The sequence below is a fragment of the Achromobacter xylosoxidans genome (genome assembly GCF_002192695.1).
Taxonomy (GTDB): Bacteria; Pseudomonadota; Gammaproteobacteria; order Burkholderiales; family Burkholderiaceae_B; genus Achromobacter; species Achromobacter xylosoxidans_C.
The window spans coordinates 100,051-123,869 of the sequence record NZ_MTLG01000011.1 but is presented as its reverse complement, the minus strand read 5'-3'; the positions used below and the strand labels follow the sequence as shown (position 1 = coordinate 123,869).

Sequence of the window (23,819 nt, the reverse complement as noted above, 5' to 3'; positions counted from 1 at the left end):
GCGGGCCGTCAGGCTCCCAGCTCCCGTTCCAGTCCCTTGGGGTTCTCCGCCAGCCGGGCGCGGAATTCCTGCGCGACATCGCCGACGTAGACGTCCTCGATGCCGTCCTTGAGCGCGCGCACGATGGCGGCGGCGATCGCCGCGGGCGCCACGCGCGGGGGCGGCGTGCGCTGCTCCCATTCGTGATCCACCGGCCCGGGGAACACGTTCACCACCCGCACGCCCGCGCCGCGCATCTCGGCGCGCAGGCATTGCGCCAGGGACAGCGCGGCCGCCTTGGACGCCGACCACATGCCGCGCGACGGCAGGTTCATGTGGGCGTAGATGGACAGCACGTTGACCCAGGCGGTGGCGCTGTTGACGCCGTCCGCGGCGCGTCCGCACAGGGCCGGGCCGAAGCTCTGCGCCAGGCGCATCAAGCCCAGCACATTCACGTCCATGGCGTCGCGCGCCGTGTTCACGTCCTTGCGATTCAGCAGGCCGCCTTCGCGTTCCAGGTCGGCGGTGTTGACCAGGATCTCGACCTTGCCGCCGATGGAGGCGGCGACCCGTTCGACCGAATCGGTATCGGTCACGTCCAGCACCACCGCCTGCACGCGCGGGTCGGCAGCCAGCGCGTCGTAGGCAGCGTCGCGCTTCCAGGCTTGCGGGTCGCCCAGGAACACGGCCGGGCAGCCGGCGTCCAGCAGGGCGCGCGCCACGGCCTGGCCCACCGCCGACTTGCCGTCGGTGACGAGCGCGCGGCGGAATTTCGGATCGCACGAGGTCTCGCGCAGGGTCTTGTCGTCTTCCATGTTCGGCGTATTCCTTTCAGGCAGGGCGATCATCACGGCCTGGCCGCTGCGGTCCAGTTTCAGCGTCAGGCGCACGCGGTCGCCGTCGGCGCAGTCCTGGTGCACGTGCGCGACCACCGAGGGGCCGGCCGTCATGCGCACCGTGCCCACGCGCCACGGCAGGCGTTCGCGGAAATACAGGTCGTTGCTATGGTGCAGGGTGGTGCTGACGAGCAGCACGCCGCTGGGATCGGCCGGACGCCAGGGCAGATGCTCGGACAGGCAATCGCCGCAGACTTCGCGCGGCGGATACTGGACCGCGCCGCAGTCGGCGCAGGTCTGCAGGTCGAAGCGGCCTTCGGCGGCGGCGGCGGTCAGCCCCAGCGCGCTGCGGCTGCGCCAGCCCGGCGGCAGCGTCGGCTGGCGGGTGCGGGCGATCGGGTTCTTGCGGGGCGGCTTGGCCAAGGGTTCGGTCATGCGTGGCTCCCCAGGATGGCCGCGGCAGTGCACAGTCCGCGGTCGTAGTTGATCATGCCGAAGCCGCTGACCATGCCGAGGCGGGCGTCGGCCACCTGCGTGCCGCCAGCCGTGCCGCTCAGCTGGCGCAGCGCCTCGACCATGCCCAGATAACCGCCGGCCGCGCCGGCCTGGCCCACCGACAGCTGGCCGCCATTGGTGTTGAAGGGAAAGCTGCCGTCCACGGTGAAGCTGTTGCCGCGCACGAAGTCGGGAGCCGCGCCTTTCGGGCAGAAGCCCAGGTCTTCGATCTGCATCAGGTTGATGACGGGATAGTCGTCGTAGGCCTGCAGGAAATCCATGTCGCCCGGCTGCGCATCGGCCTGGCCGTACAGCTCATCCAGGTCCATGCTCCAGCCGCCGCGCGTCTGGATCGGGTCCTCGGTCCAGGCGTTGTGGCGCTCGATGGTGGAGAGGATGCGGGCGTAGGGCAGGTTCAGCGCGCGCGCCCGGTCCTCGCTCATGACCAGGAAGCCGTCAGCGCCGGCGCAGGGCATCACGCAATCGAACAGGTGTATCGGGTCGGTGATGACGCGGGCATCCAGGTATTGCGCCAGCGTCAGCGGCTTTTTCATCAGCGCGTGCGGATAGCGCAAGGCGTTGTCGCGCTGCGCCACGCACAGCTTGCCGAAGTCCTCGCGGGTGGCGCCGGTCGCGCGCATGTAGTTGGCGGTCAGCAGCGCGAAGCTGGCGTTGGGGCCGCCCGCGCCATAGGGATAGACCGCGTCCTGCGCAAAGCGCGAGAACTGGCTGACCGTGTTGCGGAACGAGTCCACGTGGTTGGTGTCGCCTGCGATGCAGGCCACGATGCTGGCGTCGCCAGCCTGCACGGCGCGGGCCGCGCGGCGCAGGGCGGCCACGCCGCTGGCGCCGCCCATGGGGATGTGGTCCAGCCAGCGCGGGCTCATGCCCAGGTGCTGCACCAGGCCGACGGCCGTGTCGGGCGCCAGGGTGAAGCTGGACACGCAGAGCCCGTCCACCTCGGTCTTGGCGATGCCGGCTTGCCGGATCAGCGCGCCCAGCGCCCGCCCCAGCCACCAATGGGCGGCGTGGGTCGAATATCGTTCATAGGGAATCGTGACGGGCAAGGCCGCCACCACGCCGTCGTAGCCCAGGCGGCTCATCGCGCGGGCTCCTGGCGTTTCTTCATGTGGCCGGTGTCCACGCAGCGGGCCGTGCCGGGCAGCGTGGGCGCCAGGGCTTTCATTTCGCCGCGCTGGATCTTGTTGGTGGTGGTCAGCGGCAAGCTGTCGACGAATGCGACGTAGCCTGGGGCTTTGTAATAGGCCAGCTGTTCCAGGCTCCATTGCACGATGCTGCGGGCGGCCTCGGCCATTGCTGCGCCCTCGGCCGGCAGGCTCTCGGGCACCACGCAGGCCAGTACCTCGTCGCCGCGCACCGCGTCGGGCACGGCGGCGACCGCCACGGCCTTGACCAGCGGGTGCTGCAGCAGCACGCTTTCCACTTCGACGGCGGAGATGTTCTCGCCGCTGCGGCGGATGACGTTCTTCTTGCGGTCCACGAAGCGCAGCGCGCCGTCGGCGTCGCGGCGCACGATGTCGCCGGTATGGAACCAGCCGTCTTCCCAGGCCTGGGAGGTCGCGTCCTCGTCCTTGAGGTAGCCGGCGAAAAAGCCGTAGCGCGGGTCCTCGCCCGCATGGCGCACCAGCAGCTCGCCCGGTTCGCCGGCGGCGGCTTCCACGCCGGAATCGGCGACGATGCGCACCAGCACGTCGTCTTCCTCGCGGCCGAAGCAGCTGCTGCCGATGTGGCGCGGCTCCTGGTTGGCGATGATGACGGCGCCCGCGCCGGTCTCGGTCATGGCCCAGGCTTCCAGCAGCGGAAAGCCGAAGCGCTCTTCAAAGGGCTGGTGCAGCTTGCGGTCCACGCCGGCGCCGAAGCCAAAGCGGATGGCGGGCTGCTTATCCCGTGCGGACGGTTCGGCCTTCATCAGGATGGCGGGCATCACGCCCAGGTAGTGCAGCACCGTCGCGCCGGAGTCGCGCACGCTGTCCCACCAGGTCTTGGGATGGAAGCGGTCCAGCGGGATCAGGCAGCCGCCGGTCAACACCATGGCCATGGCCGAGTACGCCATGGCGTTCATGTGGACCAGGGGCAGCGGCGTCAGCATGCGCTCCAGGCCGGGACGCAGTTCGCACAGGCCGCCGATGCGGGCGTACCAGCCGCCGGCATGCAGGAAATAGCGGTTGGGCAGGATGCAGCCCTTGGGCCGTCCGGTGGTGCCGGACGTGTAGAGCAGGGCGCATTCGGTCAGGACATCGGGCTCGCTGCCTGCCAGCGGCGCGGCGAAGGGCGCGGCGGGCGGCGAATCATCGGGGCCCATCACGCGCAGTTCGCGGCCGGCGCGGCTTGCGGCGGCCCGCAGGTCGGCGTGGCGCTCGGGCAGCGCCACGGCCAGCGCGATTTCGGAGTGTCCCGTCAGGTATTCCAGTTCGGCCGCGCGCAGATCGGGGTTGATGGGCACCACCGACACGCCCAGCGCGTTCAGCGCGAACCAGTGCAGGAAGAACGCGGGGCGGTTCTCCAGCAGCAGGCCGGCGCGGTGGCCGTGGCCGTAGCCGGCGCGCGCATAGGCCGCGCGCAGGGCCTCGATGGACTCGGCGGCCTGGGCGTAGCTCAGCTCGCCCGCCGTGATGCCGTAGGCCCGCGCCGTTTCCGGCAGGATGCACAGAAAGGGCTGGGCGCCGTAGCGGGCCGCGGTGTCGCGGAATGCCTGATAGACCGTGGTGCTCACAAGCCGCTCCTACATGAACAATTGGATATTGCCGAAGGCCGAGTCGCAGTTGACGAGGTCCACGCGCTTGAGGCGGATGCGCAATGCGCCATCCTGCTCCACCAGGTGGTGGGTGGCCCAGCCCGCGTACAGCGTCTGCGCGTCCTGCCGGGTCTCGACGTAGTGGAAGGCGGTGCGCACCACATGGCGGCCTTCGGCGGGGGCGGCGTCCGGATGGCCGTGCTCCACCGTGGGCGCTTGCAGCAGGTGATGGCAGCGGCTCTTGGGCTGCTGTGAAAACGTGCGCTGGCCGGCCAGCCGCTCCACGCGCACGCGCAGCAGCAGCTTGTCCTCGTACATGAGCGAGGCGTGCAGCTTGGGATCGGTCTGGCCGTGGGCCAGCGGCATCCAGTAGTAGCCGTCTTCGGTGTACAGGTCCAGCCAGTCCTCGAAGCGCAGCTCGTCCAGCATGCGCGCCTCGGCGTAGACAAAATCGATCAACTCGCGGTCGCTTGCGCTCATACCGACTCCGGTCCGGTCATGTAGCGGCCCCATGCGCGGTACTGGTTGCGCATCTGCCATTCATTGGTGCCATTGGTGGCGACGTTCTTCTGGCCGACCTCGTCGGGCGAGTACAGCCGGCCCACGTTGACCCAGTCCCGCGCCCGCGATTGCAGGCCGTCCTGCGCGCGTTCGTACATTTCCAGGTCGTCGTGCCCGACCACCGAGGTCGGCGCGTTGATGAGGCGGTTGTACATGAGCGTGCGTTCCAGCAGCAGGTCGGGTGCGCCCACCAGGCGGAAGGTCCAGGATTCCACCAGCGTGCGGTCGGCGGCGATCGGCTTGAAGACGCGCAGCGTCTGGATCGGGCCCTTGACCATGATGTTGGGGAAGTACACGGTGTTGTGGCGCACGTCGCCCAGGATCTGCTTGGCGCGGTCCTCGCCGTAGGCGGCGACCATGGAATCCCAGTAGCCCGGAATGCCGGAGTACGAGGCATGGATGGAGTCCGACACGCCGGTATGGCCGTGGCCGTTTTCCCAGACGCGGATGCCCATGTTCTCGAAGAACTCGTAAGGCGAGATGAAGGGCGCGAACAACTCGACGGCCATGGGTTTGGGCGTGCCTTCCGGCGCCTGCTCCCAGACCTTCACGGCGGTGCCTGCGGAGGACTCGTGCGCCACCATCGGGTGGCAGGTGTCGGTCTGGTTGTCGACCAGCATCTTCCAGTTGCAGCGGTGCATGTAGCGCAACACGCCGCCGGCGACTTCCAGCCGGCCCTCGGGCGAGCGGTCGACCATGTTGTCCAGGGTGGACAGCGATTCGCCGAAGAAGTCCTCGAAGGACTGGCCTTCCGGATTCAAGCGGCAGAACACGAAGCCTCGATGGTTCTTCACGTCCTTCACGGCCGCCATGCCCTGGCTGGCTTCGCAGTTTTCCAGGCCGGTGTTCTCGTAGCCCTTCTTCAGCGGGATGGACAGCAGGCTGCCGTCGGTCTTGAAGGTCCAGGCGTGATAGGGGCAGCGGAAGAACTTGCCGGTGTTGCCGCAGGCCTCGCCCGCCACCATGGTGCCCTTGTGCGGGCAGCGGTTGTGCAGCACCCGCACCGAGCGGTCGCTGTGGCGCACCATCACCACGGGCTGGTTGCCCACCGTGGTGGTGATGTAGTCGCCCGGATTGGGAACCTGGCTGTCGTGGCCGACGTAGACCCAGGTGTTGGCGTACAGGCGTTCCATCTCCAGCTCGAACAGCTCCTGGTCGATGAACAGGTCCTTGTGCACCTCGGTGTCGCGCAGCAGGGCGCGGATGGCGTCGGGGTTGTCGCGGTATTTGGCCATGATGGCGCTTCCTTGCGTCGGGGCTACAGGTCCAGCACCAGGCGCGCCGATTTCGCGCGCGAGATGCAGATCTGGATGATCTTGCCGCTGGCCTTCTCGGTGTCCGAGAGGTAGTAGTCGCGGTGGTCGGGTTCGCCTTCCAGCACGGTGGCCTGGCAGACGCCGCATTCGCCGCGTTTGCAGTCGTACATCGGGTCGCAGCCTTCTTCTTCCATCACGTCGATGATGGTCTTGTCGGCGGGGATGGTCAGCACCCGGCCCGACTGGCGCAGCTCGACCTCGAAGGGCTGGTCGCCGGCCTGCGGCGCGGCGGTCGCGAAGAGCTCGAAATGGATGTGGGCGTCGGGCCAGTGGCGCGCATGGGCGCCCTGGATGACCGCGTCGATCAGGCCCTTGGGGCCGCAGACGTACAGGTGCTGGCGCGGCGAGGACGCGTCCAGCAGCGCCTGCAGGTCGAAGCGGCAGGACGGATCGTCGTCCGCGTGCAGGCTCAGGTCGTCGCCGGCCAGGGCCTGGAGTTCGGGCAGGAAGGCCAGCTGGTCCTTGCTGCGGCCACAGTAGTGCAGATGGAAGGCGCGTCCGGCGGACTTGAGCGCCGCTGCCATGGAAGCCACCGGCGTGATGCCGATGCCGCCCGCGATCAGCACCACGGGCTCGTCGCCGGCGGGCGATTCGTGCAGCGGGAAATCGTTCTTCGGGCCTTCGACCGTGAGCGTGTCGCCCGCTGCCAGCGCGTGCATGTGGCGCGATCCGCCCTGGCTGGTTTCCTCCAGGCGCACGCCGAGGCGGTATTCCGCGGGCTGGGCGAACTTGCCGGCTTCCGGCGCCAATTGCACCAGGGAATAGCAGCGCGGCTCGCGCAGGCCGGGCACCGTCACCTTCAGGTGCGCGCCCGGTCCGAAGGCGGGCAGGGGGCCGGCGTCCTCGCGCGCCAGCCGGAACGAACGGATCAGCGGCGATTCCTGCCGGACTTCCCGGACGATGAGTTTCAGTGTCTGCACGGCGTTTGTCCCTATCTTTACTTGTCTCAGGCCGCCAGCTTTTCAGCCAGCTGGCGTTCCATGGGGCCGCATTTCTCGTTGGCCAGCGCGGTTTCGCGCAGCGCGCGCAGCGCTTCGGCGGCGTCGGGCCGGCCGGCCAGTTGTTCCGCCGCGGCGAGCAGCTGGCGGTACTTGCCGCCGCCGCGCACGTGCGTGTCGCTATAGCCCTTGACCAGGCGGCGGCAGTTGACGGTTTCGACCGCCAGCGCGTAGTCGCGCGGGGCCAGCCGGGCGATCAGGTCCAGCCATTGCGCAAGGCCGGCGGCCTCGGCCTGGTGGCGCAGCGTGCTGCGGCGAAAGCGGCGCATGCCCGCTAGCGTATACAGCATCAGGAAGCCGCCCAGCGTGCCGCTTTGCATGCGGCGGCCGTGGCCCAGGCGGCGTTCGACGAAGCCGCCGAAGGCCTTGGAGCCTTCCAGCCAGCGGCCCAGGCCGGCGGGCAGGGTGCCGCAGATTTCTTCCAGGCGCGGGTGCATGAATTCGGTGGTGTAGACCAGTTGGTCCGGGCGCGCGCCCACTTCCTGGCGCACGCGGTCGAAACGCGTGGCGCGGGTCTTCAGGTCGGCGACGCGGATCACGTCGTCATAGGCCATGGCCGTGGCCACGTAGCGGGCCGCGGCACAGGTCAGGGCCCATTGCCGGGCCTCGCCGCCGTGGGCGGCGTCCAGGTCGCGGATGGCCTTCATGTGGCGCAGGTACTCGGTGGCGTAGGCCAGGTCCTGGAATTCGATCTGGCGGCGCACGCCCACGGCCAGCATGGGCTGGGCACAGGCGGGAAAGTCGCGCTTGATCGTGTCCAGCAGGGCTTGCGCCTTGGGGCTGGCGGCGCGTTCGGGCACGGCAGGCACCGGCCGCGCCAGGTCGATGGGGGCGGGTTGCGCGGGCGCCTGGTCGGCGGATTCGTAGCCCAGCGCGAAGGCGCGCAGGCTGGCTTCCACGCCCAGTCCGGCGCGCCGCACCGTGGCTTCGAAGTCATCGCGCGAGAACGGCAGGGCGCCGCTGCCGGCCACCGCGCCGAACAGGCTGGCGCTGATGACGCTGCCGGCGCGGTCGGCCAGGTCCTGCAGGTCGAAGCAGAGGAAGCGCTTGGCCGCGGCGCGGCCCGCTTCCAGCACCTTGTTGGGATCGGCGATGCCGTTGCCGGGCGCGGACTTTTCGCTGACCGCGTAGCTGCGGTGCGAAGAGGTCAGCAGCACGGTGCGTTCCGGCGTGACCAGCCCGCGCTGGATGGCGCGGCCGCCTTCCATCAGTTCGGCGGCGACCACCAGGTCCACGTCGCCCGGGGTGGGCATCAGCGCCAGCGCGGGTTGCCGTCCGGCGCGCTGCACCTCGGACTCGGGCAGCAGTTCCAGGTAATAGATGGTGGCGCCGGTGCGCTGGGCCACGCCCGGCACCGAGGTCGTCTGGGCCCACCAGCCGGCGTGCTCGGCCATGTCGACGATCCAGTCGGCCAGCACGCCGCCGCCCTGGCCGCCCATGGCCAGGATGGCAATCTTGATCGGGTTGGCTTGTTGCATAACGGCCGGGTTCATGGAACAGGGTCCTCAGAGGGCGTGGTGGGCCAGGCGCGCGGCGCGGCGGCGTTGCAGGAAGCCGATGACGGCGGTGCGCATGCGCGCCAGGAACCGGTCGCGGCCGGTCGGGTTGTGGACGATGTCGGCGCGGTAGAAGGACGGGCAGAGCACGGCGGCATGGGCGACTTCGCCGCAATTGCCGCAGCCCACGCAACTGCTTTCCACGTGCGCCACCGGGTCTTCCTTCAAGGGGTCGCCGCTGTCCTTGACCGTCAGCGAGGGGCAGCCCGACAGGCGGATGCAGGCATGGTCGCCGGTGCAGACGTCCGGGTCCACGCCGAAGCGTTCCTTGACCACGCGCTTGCCTTCCTTGACCGCCTTGTTGAACAGCGGCTTGATGCGGCGCTGCTTGTTCAGCATGCATTCCGACTGCGCGATGATGACCTTGGGACCCTTGATGTCGGTGGTCAGCGCTTCCTCGATGGTGGCGCGCACCTTGGCCACGTCATAGGTGCGGTCCAGCGTGCGCACCCATTTCACGCCCACGCCGCGCACGGCCTGGTCGATGGGGTTGTTGGTGGAGCGGTCGGGGTTTTCGGCGCGCGAGGACAGGATGTCCTGCCCGCCCGTGGCCGAGGCGTAGAAGTTGTCGACGATGACGATGACGCCGTCGTACTTGTTGAAGACCGCGTTGCCGATGCCGGAGGACAGCCCGTTATGCCAGAAACCGCCGTCGCCCATGATGGAGATGGGACGCTTGGCGGCCGGCACGTTGAAGGCCGCCGCGCTGGAGGCGCCCAGGCCGTAGCCCATGGTGGTGGCGCCCAGGTTGAAGGGCGGCAGGATGGAGAACAGGTGGCAGCCGATGTCGCAGGAAATATGGTGCTGGCCCAGCGTTTCCTGCGCCAGGGTCAGGGCCGAGAAGATCGGCCTTTCCGGGCAGCCCGTACAGAAGCCGGCAGGCCGCGGCGGCACCACGGCCGCCAGGCCTTCGACGTGCTTGTGGAAGGTGATGGGCTGTTCGGCCGGGCGGGCGGGCTTGGGCCGCGCCACCTCGGTGATCTGGAGCTGGCGTTCCGCGGCCTGGGCATCGGCCACGGCGGCGGGATGCGTCTGCAGCGATTCCGGGCGCTGCCGCTTGAGGAATTCGCGCAGGCCGTCGCGCATGACCTGGGTGGTGTATTCGCCCGCCATCGGCAGCACGTCCTTGCCGGACAGCTTGGTGTCGATGCCGGCGCGGCGCAGCACGGCGTGCAGGTTCTGTTCGATGTAGTCCGGCTGGCCCTCTTCCAGCAGCAGCACGGCGCGCTTGCCGCGGCAGAAGGCTATGACCTCGTCCTCGATGACGGGGTAGGTCACGTTCATGACGTACAGCGGAATGCGGCTGTTGCCGAAGTTGTCGGCCAGGCCCAGCAGCTGCAAGGAACGGATCACGCCGTTGTAGAGGCCGCCTTGCAGGATCAGTCCGATATCGTCCTGGTCGCCGTCGAAGTGCTCGTTGAGCTTGTGTTCCTTGATGTAGCGGATGGCGGCGGGCCAGCGCTCCTTGATCTTTTCCTGCTCGTGCAGGAAGGAGGCGGGCGGCAGCACGATGCGGCTGGTGTCGCGCGCCGGGCTTTCCAGCGCCTGCGCTAGCGAGAAGGCGGGGCGCTTGTTTTCCTTGGCGATGAAGCGGCCATGCACGTGGCAACCGCGGATGCGCAGTTGCAGCATCACGGGCGTCTTGCTGGCCTCGGACAGCTCGAAGCCGTCTTCCACCGCCTTGACCATGCTTTCCAGGTTGGGGCGGGGGTCCAGCAGCCAGATCTGCGACTTCATGGCGAACGCGTGCGAGCGTTCCTGCATGATGGACGAGCCTTCGCCGTAGTCCTCGCCCACGATGACCAGCGAGCCGCCCGTGACGCCGCCCGAGGCCAGGTTGGCCAGCGCGTCGGACGCGACGTTGGTGCCCACGGTGGACTTCCAGGTGACGGCGCCGCGGATCGGGTACATGACCGATGCGGCCAGCGTGGCCGCCGCGGTGGCCTCGGAGGCGCTGGCCTCGAAGTGCACGCCCAGTTCCTGGAGGATGTCGTTGGCGTCGGCCAGCACGTCCATCAGGTGCGAGATCGGCGAACCCTGGTAGCCCGCGACGTAGCCCACGCCGGACTGCAGCAAGGCCTTGGTGACCGCAAGAATGCCTTCTCCGCGGAACTCTTCGCCCGCGCCGATGCGCAACTGCTGGACTTCTTTCTTGAAAGACCTTTCAGCCATTCTGGCACTCCTTCGCGGCCCGGCCTGCGGGTCTCAATGGTTGCTGCTGCGCAGCATCGTCACGTCGGGAAATTCTCGTCTTAAAAATACTTTAGGAGTCAACGTTTTAGCTGTCAACAAAAAAGATGAAATTTCATGGAAAACAAAAAATATCACGCTAAAACAATGACGTATATACTCGTTGTTCTCTAGTCCGCAGCACTGTTCCGGCGCTGCGATGGTGCAAAAACGGGTTGCGATTCCGGGTATACCCTGTGCTGCGCAACAGCATTGCGGCACATCATGGCGCGCGTTTGCGCCAGCGTGGTGCAATGCGCATTTCGTCGGGCCGCGTCGGCCCTGTATTCCGGTGCGTGGGAGCAAAGCAACATGCGGTTGGACAAGCAGCGGGACACGCACGCGGCGGCGCACAAAGGCCGCTTCGTCGATGGCTATCTGGCCTATCTGCTGGCGCAGGCCAGCCAGCGCATTTCGGCGGAATTCCATCTGCAGGTAAAAGCGGCCGGCCTGTCGGTGACTGAATGGCGGGTGCTGGCCAGCCTGGAGGGCAGTCCAGGCGAAACCATAGGCACGCTGGCGGTGCTGGCCATCACCAAGCAGCCCACCTTGAGCAAGGTGGTGCAGCGCATGGAGGCCGAAGGGCTGGTGGCGCGCACCGGCGTGCGCGCGGACCGGAGGCAGACGCGGGTCTGCATCACCACCAAGGGCACGAATCTGATCGCCGCGCTGTGCGAGCAGGCTTTGCAGCACCAGAAGGCCGTGCTAGCCCCGTTCGGCGAGGAAAAGGCCGCGATGCTGATCGACATGCTGGAAGTGCTGATGACCGAGCACGTGCCGCTGGAACTGTCGGCGCCGGACGACGAATAGCCGGGGGTGGGGCGGGCGGCGTGCCCAACGCTGTTTACTTCAATTATTTTGTTACAAGCTTATGTGTCCCCAATTGGTCTTCCCTCTGTGAAAACCCCCTACGGTACGCATAAACCCTCAATTGACGGAGGTCTTGCGGCTAGGCAATATCGCGCCGGTATTCAGACTACAGTCAGGAGTTGAACCTATGCGCCGCACTTTGATTGCTATCGCGATCGCCGCCGCCGTTGCCGTGCCCACGATCGGGCAGGCCAAGACCTTCCGCTGGGCCGCCCAGGGCGACATCCTCACCTTCGATCCGCACTCGCAGAACGAAGGCATGACGATCGCCGCCAACAGCTACGTCTACGAACCGCTGGTGGACTATGACAAGTCCTTCAAGGTCAACCCGCGCCTGGCGACGGAGTGGGAGCAGGTTTCGCCCACGCTGTACCGCTTCAAGCTGCGCCCCGGCGTGAAGTTCCATGATGGCGCCGCCTTTACCGCCGACGACGTGGTGTTCTCGATCCACCGCGCCATGGCGCCCACCTCGAACTACAAGGCCTACACCACCGGCATCAAGGAAGCGCGCAAGATCGACGACCTGACGGTCGAGATCGAGACCTCGGCGCCCAATCCAGTGCTGCTGCGCCAGCTGACCAACGTGTTCATCATGAACAAGGCCTGGTCGGAAAAGAATAACGTCGCCAAGCCGCAGGACTTCGTCAACAAGGAAGAGACCTACGCCGCGCGCAACACCAACGGCACCGGCCCCTACAAGTTGAAGTCGCGCGAAGTGGACGTGCGCACGGTGTTCGAGGAAAACAAGGACTGGTGGAACAAGGGCGGCAAGGTCGGCAACGTGACCGAGGTCGTGTTCACGCCGATCAAGCAGAACGCCACGCGCACCGCGGCGCTGCTGTCGGGCGAAATCGACTTCGTGCTGGATCCGGCGGCCCAGGACCTGGACCGCCTGCGCCAGTCGGCCAAGGTCGTGGAAGGCAACGAGTACCGCACCATCTACCTGGGCCTGGACCAGAAGCGTCCGGAACTCCAGTACTCCAACATCAAGGGCAAGAACCCGTTCCAGGACATCCGCGTGCGCGAGGCGCTGTACCGCGCGATCGACGTGGACGCCATCAAGCGCGCCGTGATGCGCGGCCTGTCCGCGCCCACCGGCACGATGATCGCGCCGCAGGTGCACGGCTGGGCCCAGCAGCTGCAGGCGCGCGTGCCCTACGATCCGGAAAAGTCCCGCGCCCTGCTGAAGGAAGCCGGCTACGACGGCACGCTGAACTTCACGCTGGACTGCCCGAACAACCGCTACATCAACGACGAAGCCATCTGCCAGGCAGTGGTCGGCATGTGGGCCAAGGTCGGCGTCAAGGCGACCATGAACGCCATGCCGCGCTCCACCTATTTCCCCAAGGTGCAGTCGTTCGACACCAGCGCCTACCTGTTCGGCTGGGGCGTGCCCACCTTCGACGCCATGTACACGCTGCAGAACCTGATCCGCACCAAGGGCGAGGGCGCGGACGGCATGTACAACCTGGGCAACTACAGCAACAAGGAACTGGACGTCATCATCGACCGGATCAAGACGGAAACCGATCCGGCCAAGCGTGACGCCGACATCATCACCGTGCTGCAAGGGCACGCCAAGGACTTCGGCCACATCCCGCTGCACGACCAGGTCATTCCCTGGGCCATGCGCAAGAACGTCACGGTGGTCCACCGTGCCGACAATCGCCTCGTTGCCGATTGGGTCAAGGTTGACTGATCCAGGCTAATCAAACGGCGGAGCCCGACGGCCTGTTCATGCTGAGCAGGCCTGCGGGTTTCCGCCGTTACGCCTTTCCCGCCTATGTTTGCTTTCATACTGCGTCGCCTGTTGCAGGCCGTAGCGGTGATGCTCACCGTCGCGCTACTGGCCTTTGTGCTTTTTCAATACGTCGGCGACCCTGTCACCATCATGCTGGGACAGGACGCCACCGATGCCGAGCGCATCGAACTGCGTGAGCGCCTGGGGCTTAACGAGCCCGCCATCGTCCAATTCGGCCATTTCGTGGCCAACGCCTTGCAGGGCAATTTCGGCATATCCCTGCGCCAGAGCGAACCCGTTTCCACCCTGCTGAAGTCCCGCCTGCCGGCCACGCTGGAGCTGTCCATGGTGGCGGCCTTGCTGGCGCTGCTGGTGGGCGTGCCGCTGGGCGTGTATACCGCGCTCAAGCGCAACAGCCTGGTGTCCCAGTTGCTGCTGGCCGGCTCGCTGCTGGGCGTGTCGCTGCCCACCTTCCTGATCGGCATCCTGCTGATCCTGGTGTTCTCCGTGCAACTGGGCTGGCTGCCCAGCTACGGCCGCGGCGACACCGTCAGCGTGGGCTGGTGGTCCTCGGGGCTGTTCACCGCCACGGGCTGGAAGCATCTCATCCTGCCGTCCATCACCCTGTCGCTGTTCCAGATGACCCTGGTGCTGCGCCTGGTGCGTTCGGAAATGCTGGAGGTGCTGCGTTCGGACTACATCAAGTTCGCCCGCGCCCGCGGCCTGAAGCGCCGCGCCATCCACTTCGGCCATGCGCTGAAGAACACGATGGTGCCGGTCATCACCATCACCGGCCTGCAGCTGGGCGGCATCATCGCCTTCGCCATCGTGACCGAGACCGTGTTCCAGTGGCCGGGCATGGGCCTGCTGTTCATCCAGGCCGTGCAATTCGCCGACGTGCCCGTCATGGCGGCCTACCTGTGCCTGATTGCGCTGGTGTTCGTGGTGATCAACCTGATCGTCGATCTTTTGTATTTTGTCGTGGACCCGCGCCTGCGTTCCGGGCTGACCCGCGGCGGGGGGGCTCACTGATGCGCGCCGTACTCAAACGCTGGTGGGACAGCGACATCGCCTGGGCCTGGCGCCGGGCGCCCGTGGCCATCGTCGCCACCGTGATGCTGGCGCTGCTGCTGATCGGCTCCTTCGGGGCCGGCTGGGTGGCGCCGCACAACCCGTTCGACCTGACCACGGTGGAATTGCTGGACGCCTTGTTGCCGCCCGCCTGGGAGGCCAACGGCCTGCCGACCTATCTGCTGGGCACCGACAGCCAGGGCCGCGACCTGTACTCGGCCATCCTGTACGGCACCCGCGTGTCGCTCCTGATCGGCCTGGCCTCGGTGCTGCTGTCGATGCTGATCGGCATCGTGCTGGGGCTGATCTCGGGCTACGCGGGCGGGCGCATCGATGCGTTCATCATGCGTATCGCCGACGTGCAGCTGTCGTTCCCCGCCATCCTGATCGCGCTGCTGATCGATGGCGTGGCGCGGGCGGCGGTGCCGCGCGAGCTGCATGAGCTGATCGCGTTCCCGGTGCTGATCGGCGCGATCGCGCTGGCGGGCTGGCCGCAGTATGCGCGCACCGTGCGCGGCTCCACCCTGGTGGAGAAGAACCGCGAATACGTGCAGGCGGCGCGCGTGATCGGCGTGGCCTCGCCCGTGATCATGTTCCGCCACGTGCTGCCCAATGTGCTGGGTCCGGTGCTGGTGCTGGCCACGGTGCACCTGGCCACGGCCATCATCACGGAGGCCACGCTGTCGTTCCTGGGGGTAGGCGTACCGCCGACCGCGCCGTCGCTCGGCACGCTGATCCGCATCGGCAACGACTTCCTGTTTTCAGGGGAATGGTGGATCACCATCTTCCCCGGCGCGGCGTTGGTGCTGCTGGTGCTGTCGGTCAACTTGTTAGGCGACTGGCTGCGCGATGCGCTCAACCCCCGGCTGAATTGAGGTTTACATGAGCGCACTTCTAGAAGTCCGCAACCTGCGCGTGGAATTTCCCACGCGCCGCGGCACGCTGCGCGCCCTGGACGACGTGTCCTTTTCCATCCAGGCTGGCGAAGTCCTGGGCGTAGTGGGCGAATCCGGCGCCGGCAAATCCCTGACCGGCGCATCCATCATCGGCTTGCTGGAACCGCCGGGGCGCATCGCCGCGGGCGAGATCCTGCTGGCGGGCCGCCGCATCGACAACCTGCCCGATGAGCAGATGCGCCGCGTGCGCGGCCGCGAGATCGGCGCGGTGTTCCAGGACCCGCTGACCTCGCTGAACCCGCTGTACACGGTGGGCCGGCAGCTGGCGGAAACCATCGTGACGCACCTGGACCTGAGCTGGTCCCAGGCGCGCGAGCGCGCGGTGGAGCTGCTGGCATCGACCGGCATCCCGGCCGCGCGCGAGCGCATCGACCACTACCCGCACCAATTTTCCGGCGGCATGCGCCAGCGCGTGGTGATCGCGCTGGCCTTGGCGGCCGAGCCCAAGCTGGTGGTGGCGGACGAACCCACCACCGCGCTGGACGTGTCAATTCAGGCGCAGATCATCGAGCTGCTCAAGCGCCTGTGCCGTGAAAACGGCACGGCGGTGATGCTGATCACGCACGACATGGGCGTGATCGCCGAAACCGCCGACCGCGTCGCGGTGATGTACGCGGGCCGGGTGGCCGAGATCGGTCCGGTGGCGGACGTGATCCACAAGCCGCGCCATCCCTATACGACGGGGCTGATGGGCTCGATTCCGTCGCTGGAAGGGCATTCCGAGCGGCTGGTGCAGATCGACGGCAGCATGCCGCGCCTGAACGCCATTCCACCGGGCTGCGCCTTCAATCCGCGCTGCGGCCAGCGCCTGCCGCGTTGCGGCGTGGAGCGTCCGGAGCTGATGACGGCCGGCACGTCCCGCGCGGCCTGTTGGCTGCACGACAACAACGATAAGGTGGCCGCATGACGACGCCCTTGGTGGAAGTAAAGGACGCCGCGCGCTGGTTCGATGTGTCGCCGCCGTGGCTGGAACGCAAGCTCGCGGGCAAGCCGCGCGTGATGCTGCGCGCCGTGGACGGAGTGTCGTTCGAGATCGCGCGCGGCGAGACGCTGGCGCTGGTGGGCGAATCGGGCTGCGGCAAATCGACCGTGGCGCGCATGCTGGTGGGCCTGTATGGCCTGACCCGCGGCGACATACGCTTCGACGGCCAGCCTCTGTCGCGCATGTCCGAGCCGGGCGGCCGCGCCCTGCGCAAGCGGCTGCAGATGATTTTCCAGGACCCCTATGCCAGCTTGAACCCGCGCTGGCGCGTCGGCCGCATCATCGCCGAGCCCATGCTGACCCACACCGCCATGACGCCTGACGAGCGCAGCGCGCGCGTGGGCGAACTGCTCAAGCAGGTGGGCCTGGATCCGGCCGACCAGGGCCGCTATCCGCACCAGTTTTCAGGTGGCCAGCGCCAGCGCATCTCGATCGCGCGGGCGCTGGCGGTGAATCCGGAATTCCTGGTGTGCGACGAGCCGACCTCGGCGCTGGACGTGTCGGTGCAGGCGCAGGTGCTGAACCTGATGAAGGACCTGCAGCGCAACCTGGGGCTGACCTATCTGTTCATTTCCCACAACCTGGCGGTGGTGCATCACGTGGCCGACCGGGTGGGGGTGATGTACCTGGGCCGCATGGTGGAGGTGGCGCCGCGCGACGAGCTGTTCGCGCGGCCGCGCCATCCGTACACGCGCATGCTGCTGGAGGCCATTCCCGACATCAACGGGGCGGGCAAGCCGCGCACCGCGGTGGCGGGCGAGGTGCCCAATCCGCTCAATCCGCCCTCGGGCTGCACCTTCCATCCGCGCTGCCCGCACGCGAACGAGCGCTGCAAGGCCGAGGCGCCGGTGGCGCTGGCTGCGGGATTGTCGGTGGTGGCCTGCCACGCCGTGCAGGAAGGGCGGATCTCGGTCTGATCCGCGGACGGCGCGGTTGCGCGGCCATGCCGGCCGCAACCCGCCGTCCGGCGCCGCCTCAGTGGCGGTGGTTGTGGTCGTGAGGATGGTCGTGGCCGTGATCGCCCTCGTCATCCTCATCGTCCTCGTCTTCTTCTTCCTCTTCGTCTTCCGCGTCCGGATCCGCCGGCACGGGCTCTTCCGACAGGGCGAACGGCAGCACGTCTTCCAGATTGTCGGACCAGGCCGATTCTTCGCCGTCGTGGTCCAGCTTGATGAAGCGCTCGCCTTCGTTCAGCGAGATCTCGATGGCCCAGAGATAGAGGCAGTCGTAGGTGTCGTCGTCGGACTGGGCCAAGCCGCCGCGGTTGCCCAGCAGGCGGGCGCCGGGGCCTCCCAGCTGCACGTGGGTCTGGTCCTCGTCGGGCTTGGCGTTTTCATCCATGGGCACGCCATAGGTCACCCATTCGGTGCCGTCATCGCCCAGCACCACTTCGGCCAGCACGGGCTTGCCCAGATAGGCGCTCAAGGCGTCGGCGGTCTTGGCCAGCATGTCCAGTTCGGTGGTGCTGAAATGGGTCAGGGAGGCGGGGGGAGTGGCGGAGGCAGACATGAAGAGGATTCCTGGGCGCGATGAAGCCGCGACGGCACGGCAAGATTCGGGCCTGCTGGCAGGCCCTGGCTACAGTCGTATTGTCTCGCGATCGGCCGCGCCTTGCATCAGACGCTTGGATGACGCGGTTTTCCGGGGTCGTGGCGCGGGCGCGCCGCCCTGGCTGCGCCTGCGCGCGTTGTCGGGCGATTGGCCCGTAAGCCGCTGGAACATGGCGATGAAGGCCGAGGGCGTGCTGTAGCCCAGTTCGCGCGCCACGGACTGGACCGGCTGGCCCGCGTCCAGCATGCCCAGCGCGCTGACCACGCGTAGTCGCAGGCGCCATTCATTGAACGACATGCCCAGGTGCTGCTGGCAGTGGCGCAGCAGCGTGCGCTCGGTGATTTTCGCGGTGGCGGCCCAGTGCGCGGCGCCGCGCTTGTCGCCAGGGCTGTGCTGCAGCGCCGACAGGATGGGCGCGAGCAGCGGATCGGAGGTGGAGGGCAGGTAGCTGGCGTAAGCCCGCGCCTGGCGGGCCTGATCGATGACGATCTGCGCCATGCGCCGGTCTTCCGGCGTATCCGGATAGCTGATGCCGCGTTGCTCGAAGTCGCCCAGGATCGCGCGCATGACCGGGCTGATCTCGAGCGTGCACGGTTCCGTGGGCAGGCCGGCGCAGGCCGCGGCGGGGATGTCGATGCAGGCGTAGTGCACCTCGCCCTCGTTCTGGCAGCAATGCTCGACATGCGGCGGTATCCAGATGGCGTACTGCGGCGGCGACAGATAGGTGACGCCGCGTATGCCGATTTCCATGATGCCGGAGATCGCGAAGTTCAGTTCCGCCCAGGGCGAGCTGTGGCGCTTCATGCGGGAGTTCGGCGTGAAATGCAGGATGCGGCAGGCCAGCGGGTAGGGCAGGTGGCTGGCCAGCTCGGGCGCGGAATCGATGGCGGACATGTCGGAACTTCGTCTGATTTTGTCTGTTTTTCATTATATACATCAGGTCGGACATATCCTACACTGGCCCCGTCTTGTCCATCCCCTGCGCATTGCCCCTCATGACCCGTGCTTCCTCTCCCCATGTTCCCGCCCGCTACCTGCTGTACCCGTTGCTGGCGGCCCTGATCTGGTCGGTCAATATGATCGTCACCAAGATGGCGGCCAGCGCCATTGCGCCCGCTGCCATCGGCTTCTACCGCTGGGCCCTGGCCGGCGTGGTGCTGACGCCCTTCGTGCTGCCTGGCGTCTGGGCGCAGCGCCGCCAGATCCTGCCCAACCTGCCCAAGCTGGCGGTGCTGGGCGGACTGGGCATGGCGCTGTACCAGGGCCTGGCCTATGTGGCGGCCGCCAGTACCACGGCGACCAACATGGGCATCATTACCGCGATGATTCCGCTGATGACCATTGCGGTGGTGGCGCTGCTGCTGCGCGAGCTGCCCTCGGCCATGGCCATGCTGGGCGGCCTGCTGTCGCTGGCGGGCCTGGCCCTGCTGATCGGCGAAGGCGATCCCGCCCGGCTGCTGGAAGTGGGGGCCAACCGCGGCGACCTGCTGATGGGCGTGGGCGCGCTGGCCTACGCGCTGTATGGGGTGCTGCTGCGCCGCTGGGCCTTGCCGGTGGGACCGTGGCAGTCGCTGTATGTGCAGGTGGCTTTCGGCGTGCTGTTCCAGCTGCCGGCCTTCCTGATGGCGCCGCCTTCGCCGCTCAACGCCGATAACCTGCCGCTGGTGCTGTACGCGGCGGTGTTCCCGTCGCTGTTCGCGCCCTTTCTATGGATGCAGGGCGTCAAGCACCTGGGTCCCAACCGCGCCAGCATTTTCCTCAACCTCATGCCGGTGGCCACGGTCGCGATCGCGGCCGTGTTCCTGGACGAAAAGCCCCATCTGTTCCACATCGTCGGCGGGGCGATGGCGCTGGCCGGCGTTATGCTGGCGCAGCTGCGCACTGGCGGGCGCGCGGTGCGGCCGAAGGCCGCCTGAAGGGACGGACCCGCAGCGCGGGCCGGCCATTTGGCGGCGGACATACGCCGGTCAGGGTTCCGGCCTACAATCGACGGTTCATCAGCTATATCTCCCATACGAGCCCATGGCCCAATACGTCTACACCATGAACCGCGTCGGCAAGATCGTGCCGCCCAAGCGGCAGATCCTGCGCGATATTTCGCTTTCGTTTTTTCCTGGCGCCAAGATCGGCGTGCTGGGCCTGAACGGCTCGGGCAAGTCGACGCTGCTGAAGATCATGGCCGGCGTCGATCGCGAAATCGAGGGCGAAGCCATCCCCATGCCGGGCCTGAACATCGGCTACCTGCCGCAGGAACCGCAGCTCAACCCCGAGCACACGGTGCGCCAGTCGGTGGAAGAAGGCCTGGGCGCCGTCGTCACGGCCAAGAAGCGCCTGGACGAGGTCTATGCCGCCTACGCCGAGCCGGACGCCGATTTCGATGCGCTGGCCGCCGAGCAGGCCGAGCTTGAAGCCATCATCGCCGCCGCCGCCTCCAGCGGCGCGGACGATATCGAGCACCAGATGGAAATCGCCGCCGACGCGCTGCGCCTGCCGCCCTGGGATGCCATCGTCGGCAAGCTGTCCGGCGGCGAAAAGCGCCGCGTCGCGCTGTGCCGCCTGTTGCTGTCCAAGCCCGACATGCTGCTGCTCGACGAACCCACCAACCACCTGGACGCCGAAAGCGTGGAATGGCTGGAGCAGTTCCTGCACAAGTTCCCCGGCACCGTGGTGGGCGTGACCCACGACCGCTACTTCCTGGACAACGCGGCCGAATGGATCCTGGAACTGGACCGTGGCTACGGCATCCCCTGGAAGGGCAACTACAGCTCGTGGCTGGAGCAGAAGGAAGACCGCCTGAAGCAGGAAGAGTCGTCTGAATCGGCCCGCCAGAAGACCATCAAGAAGGAACTGGAGTGGGTGCGCCAGAACCCGAAGGGCCGCCAGGCCAAGGCCAAGGCGCGTCTGGCCCGCTTCGAGGAACTGTCGTCCTACGAATACCAGAAGCGCAACGAAACCCAGGAAATCTTCATTCCCGTGGGCGAGCGCCTGGGCAACGAGGTCATCGAATTCAACAACGTCAGCAAGGCCTACGGTGACCGCCTGCTGATCGACAATCTCAGCTTCAAGGTGCCGCCCGGCGCCATCGTCGGCATCATCGGCGCCAACGGCGCCGGTAAGTCGACGCTGTTCCGCATGATCGCCGGCCGCGAGCAGCCCGATTCGGGCGAGGTCAATATCGGCAAGACCGTCAAGCTGGCCTACGTCGACCAGTCGCGCGATGCGCTGGAAGACAAGAAGACCGTGTTCGACGCGGTGGCCGACGGCGCCGACCTGCTCACCGTGGGCAAGTTCGAAATGTCGTCGCGCGCCTATCTGGGCCGCTTCAACTTCAAGGGCGGCGACCAGAACAAGGTCGTGGGCCAGCTGTCGGGCGGTGAACGCGGCCGCCTGCACATGGCCAAGACGCTGATCGCCGGCGGCAACGTGCTGCTGCTGGACGAACCGTCCAACGATCTCGACGTCGAAACCCTGCGCGCGCTGGAAGACGCGCTGCTGGAGTTCCCCGGCAGCGTCATGGTCATCAGCCACGACCGTTGGTTCCTGGACCGCATCGCCACGCATATCCTGGCCTTTGAAGGCGACTCGCAAGTCGTGTTCTTCGACGGCAACTACCAGGAATATGAAGCCGACAAGAAGCGCCGTCTGGGCGAAGAGGGCGCCAAGCCCAAGCGCCTGCGCTACAAGGCCCTGAAGTAATCAGCGCCTGCAAGAATCCCGGCCTCGCGCCGGGTTTTTTTTGCCAGCGTTATGCTAGAGGCTACTTCCAGGAGTTCCACGCCATGCTGCTGTCCGCTTCCGATTCCACCCTGCTGATCGTCGACATGCAGGGCCGGTTGATGCCCGTCATCCACGAAGGCGAGGCCGTGCTCCAAGCCGCGCACAAACTCGCGCAGGCCGCGCGCCTGCTGGACGTGCCGGTGGCCGCCACCGAACACCACGCCAAGATGCTGGGCGCCACCGTGGAGCCGCTGCGCGAGCAGATCCAGACGACATTCCAGAAGATGCACTTTTCTTCCGCGCTGGAGCCGGGCTTCGAGGCCTGGCTGCCGGCCGCGCGCAAGACCATCCTGGTGGCGGGCTGCGAGGCGCATATCTGTGTGCTGCAGACCGTGATCGGCCTGGTCGATCTGGGTTACCACGCGGTGCTGGTGTCGGACGCCGCGGGCTCGCGCAAGCCCGCCGATCATCACGCGGCGCTGCGCCGCGCGCGCGCGCATGGCGCTGAAATCGTCACGTCCGAGATGGCGATATTCGAGTGGATGCGCACTTGCGAGCACCCGCGCTTTCGCGAGGTGTTACGTCTGGTCAAATAGCGGCAGCGTGCTGCAACAATATCCCTGGGGCGCGCAAAGATTAACTCGCCTTTTGACACAATTCATGGGCAAACTTCACAGCCAGGGCAAGAATATTTTGCGATCCTGAAGGTTCCAGACCCTTATGGGCGCCGCGCGCTCGCATCCAGTTTCATGCGCGATTCCCGGGTACGAGAATAGGAACCACAAATATGAAAATCGCATCTCTCTCCAAAATCTGTGTCGCGCTGGCGATGACCGCCGCCATGGCTGGCTGCTCTTCCTGGGACGGCATGAGCCATCGCCAGAAGAGCGCCGTCGGCGGCGCTGCCCTGGGCGGCGTGGCAGGCGCCGTGATCACCAACGGCGGCATCCTCGGAACGGTGGGCGGAGCGGCGATCGGCGGCGTCATCGGCGATCAGGTCGGCAAGCGTTAAGCATCCGCCGCCCCAAAGCAAATGCCCGGCAATGCCGGGCATTTTTTTGACTATCGCGCGGGCGCCGGATGGCGGCGCGCGCAGCCGCATCAGGTCTCGTTCTGCGGCATTTCGATCTTCACCTCCAGAACCTCCAGCGTGTCCTGGCGTTCCAGGTGCACCTTGATGTCTTCGGGGTTGATCTTCACGTATTTCGAAATGACGGCGATAAGCTCCTGCTGCAGCTGCGGCAGGTAATCGGGCGAATCGCCGCGGCCCCGCTCGTGGGCCAGGATGATCTGCAACCGTTCCTTGGCAACGGATGCGGAGGTCTTCTTTTGACCAAGCAGAAACGACAGGAAGGACATTGCTTACTTGCCTCCGAACAGGCGTTTCAGGAAACCGGGCTTTTCGTAGTCGGTAAAGCGCAGGGCCTTGTCTTCGCCAAGGTAACGGGCCACGACGTCCTTGTAGGCTTCGGAAACGTCGGTGTCTCTGAGGTGGATGGCCGGCAGGCCCTGGTTCGAGGCCTGCAGCACCGCTTCGGATTCGGGGATCACGCCGATCAGCTTGATGCGCAGGATGTCCTCGATATCGCCCAGCGACAGCATTTCGCCGTCGACCACGCGCTTGGGGCTGTAGCGCGTCAGCAGCAGGTATTCCTTGACCGGTTCGTCGCCTTCCACGGCGCGCTTGGACTTGGCGGCCAGGATGCCCAGGATGCGGTCGGAGTCGCGCACCGACGAGACTTCCGGGTTGGTCACGACCAGCGCGTCGTCGGCGAAGTAGGCGGCCATCAGCGCGCCCGTTTCGATGCCGGCGGGCGAGTCGCAGACGATGTAGTCAAAGCCCATGCCCTTGAGGTCGTTGATGACCTTTTCCACGCCTTCCTGCGTCAGCGCGTCTTTGTCGCGCGTCTGCGAGGCGGGCAGGATGAACAGGTTTTCGAGCTGCTTGTCCTTGATGAGAGCCTGGTTTAGCGTGGCTTCGCCCTGGATCACGTTGACGAAGTCGTACACGACGCGACGTTCGCAGCCCATGATCAGGTCGAGGTTGCGCAGGCCGACATCGAAGTCGATGACAGCGGTCTTGTGGCCCCGCATCGCGAGTCCTGCAGAAAAACTGGCGCTGGTCGTGGTTTTGCCCACGCCGCCTTTGCCGGAAGTCACCACAACAATGCGTGTCATGACGATCAAACCCTTATGTTCGAATAAA

At 66.8% G+C, this 23,819-nt stretch carries 23 protein-coding genes; 11 read left to right on the top strand and 12 right to left on the bottom strand.

Going from position 1 to position 23,819, the window contains the following annotated elements; all coding sequences use genetic code 11:
* Positions 1 to 8: 8 nt before the first annotated feature.
* From BRO63_RS03020 to BRO63_RS02985, 8 genes are read right to left on the bottom strand one after another with little or no spacing between them, the layout of a single operon-like run.
* Positions 9 to 1,250, bottom strand: a complete 1,242-nt coding sequence (locus BRO63_RS03020; RefSeq protein WP_088138468.1) for an SDR family NAD(P)-dependent oxidoreductase — start codon at positions 1,248 to 1,250, stop codon at positions 9 to 11.
* Positions 1,247 to 2,413 (bottom strand): thiolase family protein, encoded by a 1,167-nt coding sequence (locus tag BRO63_RS03015; protein WP_088138467.1) that lies wholly within the window; start codon positions 2,411 to 2,413, stop codon positions 1,247 to 1,249. The genes BRO63_RS03020 and BRO63_RS03015 overlap by 4 nt, the downstream gene beginning before the upstream one ends.
* On the bottom strand, positions 2,410 to 4,044 hold the full coding sequence (locus BRO63_RS03010) for an AMP-binding protein (RefSeq protein WP_088138466.1): 1,635 nt from the start codon (positions 4,042 to 4,044) through the stop codon (positions 2,410 to 2,412). Before BRO63_RS03010 ends, BRO63_RS03015 begins: the two co-directional genes overlap by 4 nt.
* A gap of 9 nt (positions 4,045 to 4,053) precedes the next feature.
* Complete coding sequence (locus BRO63_RS03005) at positions 4,054 to 4,545, bottom strand: aromatic-ring-hydroxylating dioxygenase subunit beta (protein WP_088138465.1); 492 nt, start codon at positions 4,543 to 4,545, stop codon at positions 4,054 to 4,056.
* Entirely contained in the window at positions 4,542 to 5,861 is a 1,320-nt protein-coding gene (locus tag BRO63_RS03000) for an aromatic ring-hydroxylating dioxygenase subunit alpha (protein WP_088138464.1), read from the bottom strand. Before BRO63_RS03000 ends, BRO63_RS03005 begins: the two co-directional genes overlap by 4 nt.
* A 23-nt stretch (positions 5,862 to 5,884) precedes the next feature.
* The gene (locus BRO63_RS02995) at positions 5,885 to 6,862 is read right to left on the bottom strand and encodes a PDR/VanB family oxidoreductase (RefSeq protein WP_088138463.1); all 978 of its coding nucleotides are present in this window, start codon (positions 6,860 to 6,862) and stop codon (positions 5,885 to 5,887) included.
* 26 nt (positions 6,863 to 6,888) lie between these two features.
* Positions 6,889 to 8,433 carry an indolepyruvate oxidoreductase subunit beta family protein gene (locus BRO63_RS02990; protein WP_088138462.1) on the bottom strand — a complete coding sequence of 515 codons (1,545 nt, stop codon included), beginning with the start codon at positions 8,431 to 8,433 and terminating at the stop codon, positions 6,889 to 6,891.
* A 12-nt stretch (positions 8,434 to 8,445) separates the two neighbouring features.
* Complete coding sequence (locus BRO63_RS02985) at positions 8,446 to 10,668, bottom strand: indolepyruvate ferredoxin oxidoreductase subunit alpha (RefSeq protein ID WP_088138461.1); 2,223 nt, start codon at positions 10,666 to 10,668, stop codon at positions 8,446 to 8,448.
* Here BRO63_RS02985 and BRO63_RS33880 point away from each other — a divergent pair.
* From BRO63_RS33880 to BRO63_RS02955, 7 genes are all read left to right on the top strand, one after another.
* On the top strand, positions 10,649 to 10,837 hold the full coding sequence (locus tag BRO63_RS33880) for a hypothetical protein (protein ID WP_125472485.1): 189 nt from the start codon (positions 10,649 to 10,651) through the stop codon (positions 10,835 to 10,837). The genes BRO63_RS02985 and BRO63_RS33880 overlap by 20 nt on opposite strands.
* Positions 10,838 to 11,037: 200 nt before the next feature.
* On the top strand, positions 11,038 to 11,535 hold the full coding sequence (locus BRO63_RS02980; protein ID WP_088138460.1) for a MarR family winged helix-turn-helix transcriptional regulator: 498 nt from the start codon (positions 11,038 to 11,040) through the stop codon (positions 11,533 to 11,535).
* A 187-nt stretch (positions 11,536 to 11,722) separates the two neighbouring features.
* On the top strand, positions 11,723 to 13,294 hold the full coding sequence (locus tag BRO63_RS02975) for an ABC transporter substrate-binding protein (RefSeq protein ID WP_088138459.1): 1,572 nt from the start codon (positions 11,723 to 11,725) through the stop codon (positions 13,292 to 13,294).
* 84 nt (positions 13,295 to 13,378) lie between these two features.
* A complete protein-coding gene (locus tag BRO63_RS02970) occupies positions 13,379 to 14,368 on the top strand; it encodes an ABC transporter permease (protein WP_013391701.1) in 990 nt (329 codons plus the stop codon).
* Positions 14,368 to 15,282, top strand: coding sequence for an ABC transporter permease (locus tag BRO63_RS02965; protein WP_088138458.1), 915 nt, complete (start codon positions 14,368 to 14,370; stop codon positions 15,280 to 15,282). The genes BRO63_RS02970 and BRO63_RS02965 overlap by 1 nt, the downstream gene beginning before the upstream one ends.
* 7 nt (positions 15,283 to 15,289) lie before the next feature.
* Positions 15,290 to 16,270: an ABC transporter ATP-binding protein gene (locus tag BRO63_RS02960; protein ID WP_088138457.1), complete on the top strand. Its 981-nt coding sequence runs from the start codon at positions 15,290 to 15,292 to the stop codon at positions 16,268 to 16,270.
* Positions 16,267 to 17,262, top strand: coding sequence for an ABC transporter ATP-binding protein (locus BRO63_RS02955; RefSeq protein WP_088138456.1), 996 nt, complete (start codon positions 16,267 to 16,269; stop codon positions 17,260 to 17,262). Before BRO63_RS02960 ends, BRO63_RS02955 begins: the two co-directional genes overlap by 4 nt.
* A gap of 58 nt (positions 17,263 to 17,320) precedes the next feature.
* On the opposite strand, the gene BRO63_RS02950 is transcribed toward BRO63_RS02955, so the two are convergent.
* The gene (locus BRO63_RS02950) at positions 17,321 to 17,854 is read right to left on the bottom strand and encodes a hypothetical protein (RefSeq protein ID WP_088138455.1); all 534 of its coding nucleotides are present in this window, start codon (positions 17,852 to 17,854) and stop codon (positions 17,321 to 17,323) included.
* Positions 17,855 to 17,923: 69 nt separating this feature from the next.
* Entirely contained in the window at positions 17,924 to 18,790 is an 867-nt protein-coding gene (locus BRO63_RS02945) for an AraC family transcriptional regulator (RefSeq protein ID WP_256943230.1), read from the bottom strand.
* 101 nt (positions 18,791 to 18,891) lie between these two features.
* Here BRO63_RS02945 and BRO63_RS02940 point away from each other — a divergent pair, with 101 nt between their 5' ends.
* From BRO63_RS02940 to BRO63_RS02925, 4 genes are all read left to right on the top strand, one after another.
* Positions 18,892 to 19,812 carry a DMT family transporter gene (locus tag BRO63_RS02940; RefSeq protein WP_088138454.1) on the top strand — a complete coding sequence of 307 codons (921 nt, stop codon included), beginning with the start codon at positions 18,892 to 18,894 and terminating at the stop codon, positions 19,810 to 19,812.
* Positions 19,813 to 19,918: 106 nt separating this feature from the next.
* Positions 19,919 to 21,592, top strand: coding sequence for an energy-dependent translational throttle protein EttA (ettA, locus tag BRO63_RS02935; RefSeq protein WP_088138453.1), 1,674 nt, complete (start codon positions 19,919 to 19,921; stop codon positions 21,590 to 21,592).
* Between the two features lie 83 nt (positions 21,593 to 21,675).
* Entirely contained in the window at positions 21,676 to 22,209 is a 534-nt protein-coding gene (locus tag BRO63_RS02930) for an isochorismatase family protein (protein WP_088138452.1), read from the top strand.
* A gap of 191 nt (positions 22,210 to 22,400) precedes the next feature.
* Positions 22,401 to 22,625: a glycine zipper 2TM domain-containing protein gene (locus tag BRO63_RS02925; protein ID WP_042796532.1), complete on the top strand. Its 225-nt coding sequence runs from the start codon at positions 22,401 to 22,403 to the stop codon at positions 22,623 to 22,625.
* An 89-nt stretch (positions 22,626 to 22,714) separates the two neighbouring features.
* Here the strand turns inward: BRO63_RS02925 and minE are convergent, their stop codons facing one another.
* Both minE and minD read right to left on the bottom strand, forming a co-directional pair.
* Complete coding sequence (gene minE / locus BRO63_RS02920; RefSeq protein WP_006217654.1) at positions 22,715 to 22,972, bottom strand: cell division topological specificity factor MinE; 258 nt, start codon at positions 22,970 to 22,972, stop codon at positions 22,715 to 22,717.
* A gap of 3 nt (positions 22,973 to 22,975) precedes the next feature.
* Entirely contained in the window at positions 22,976 to 23,791 is an 816-nt protein-coding gene (gene minD, locus BRO63_RS02915) for a septum site-determining protein MinD (RefSeq protein ID WP_041652327.1), read from the bottom strand.
* Between the last annotated feature and the right edge of the window lie 28 nt (positions 23,792 to 23,819).

Excerpts from the sequence above, each read along its gene's own strand:
- BRO63_RS02960 (WP_088138457.1), top strand. The coding sequence starts at position 15,290 with ATGAGCGCACTTCTAGAAGTCCGCAACCTGCGCGTGGAATTTCCCACG.
- BRO63_RS02940 (WP_088138454.1), top strand. The coding sequence starts at position 18,892 with ATGACCCGTGCTTCCTCTCCCCATGTTCCCGCCCGCTACCTGCTGTAC.
- BRO63_RS03000 (WP_088138464.1), bottom strand. The coding sequence starts at position 5,861 with ATGGCCAAATACCGCGACAACCCCGACGCCATCCGCGCCCTGCTGCGC.
- BRO63_RS02930 (WP_088138452.1), top strand. The coding sequence starts at position 21,676 with ATGCTGCTGTCCGCTTCCGATTCCACCCTGCTGATCGTCGACATGCAG.
- BRO63_RS02925 (WP_042796532.1), top strand. The coding sequence starts at position 22,401 with ATGAAAATCGCATCTCTCTCCAAAATCTGTGTCGCGCTGGCGATGACC.
- minE (WP_006217654.1), bottom strand. The coding sequence starts at position 22,972 with ATGTCCTTCCTGTCGTTTCTGCTTGGTCAAAAGAAGACCTCCGCATCC.
- BRO63_RS02985 (WP_088138461.1), bottom strand. The coding sequence starts at position 10,668 with ATGGCTGAAAGGTCTTTCAAGAAAGAAGTCCAGCAGTTGCGCATCGGC.
- minD (WP_041652327.1), bottom strand. The coding sequence starts at position 23,791 with ATGACACGCATTGTTGTGGTGACTTCCGGCAAAGGCGGCGTGGGCAAA.
- BRO63_RS02945 (WP_256943230.1), bottom strand. The coding sequence starts at position 18,790 with ATGTCCGCCATCGATTCCGCGCCCGAGCTGGCCAGCCACCTGCCCTAC.
- BRO63_RS03005 (WP_088138465.1), bottom strand. The coding sequence starts at position 4,545 with ATGAGCGCAAGCGACCGCGAGTTGATCGATTTTGTCTACGCCGAGGCG.
- BRO63_RS02975 (WP_088138459.1), top strand. The coding sequence starts at position 11,723 with ATGCGCCGCACTTTGATTGCTATCGCGATCGCCGCCGCCGTTGCCGTG.
- BRO63_RS02990 (WP_088138462.1), bottom strand. The coding sequence starts at position 8,433 with ATGAACCCGGCCGTTATGCAACAAGCCAACCCGATCAAGATTGCCATC.
- BRO63_RS03020 (WP_088138468.1), bottom strand. The coding sequence starts at position 1,250 with ATGACCGAACCCTTGGCCAAGCCGCCCCGCAAGAACCCGATCGCCCGC.
- ettA (WP_088138453.1), top strand. The coding sequence starts at position 19,919 with ATGGCCCAATACGTCTACACCATGAACCGCGTCGGCAAGATCGTGCCG.
- BRO63_RS02955 (WP_088138456.1), top strand. The coding sequence starts at position 16,267 with ATGACGACGCCCTTGGTGGAAGTAAAGGACGCCGCGCGCTGGTTCGAT.
- BRO63_RS02950 (WP_088138455.1), bottom strand. The coding sequence starts at position 17,854 with ATGTCTGCCTCCGCCACTCCCCCCGCCTCCCTGACCCATTTCAGCACC.
- BRO63_RS02970 (WP_013391701.1), top strand. The coding sequence starts at position 13,379 with ATGTTTGCTTTCATACTGCGTCGCCTGTTGCAGGCCGTAGCGGTGATG.
- BRO63_RS02965 (WP_088138458.1), top strand. The coding sequence starts at position 14,368 with ATGCGCGCCGTACTCAAACGCTGGTGGGACAGCGACATCGCCTGGGCC.
- BRO63_RS03015 (WP_088138467.1), bottom strand. The coding sequence starts at position 2,413 with ATGAGCCGCCTGGGCTACGACGGCGTGGTGGCGGCCTTGCCCGTCACG.
- BRO63_RS02980 (WP_088138460.1), top strand. The coding sequence starts at position 11,038 with ATGCGGTTGGACAAGCAGCGGGACACGCACGCGGCGGCGCACAAAGGC.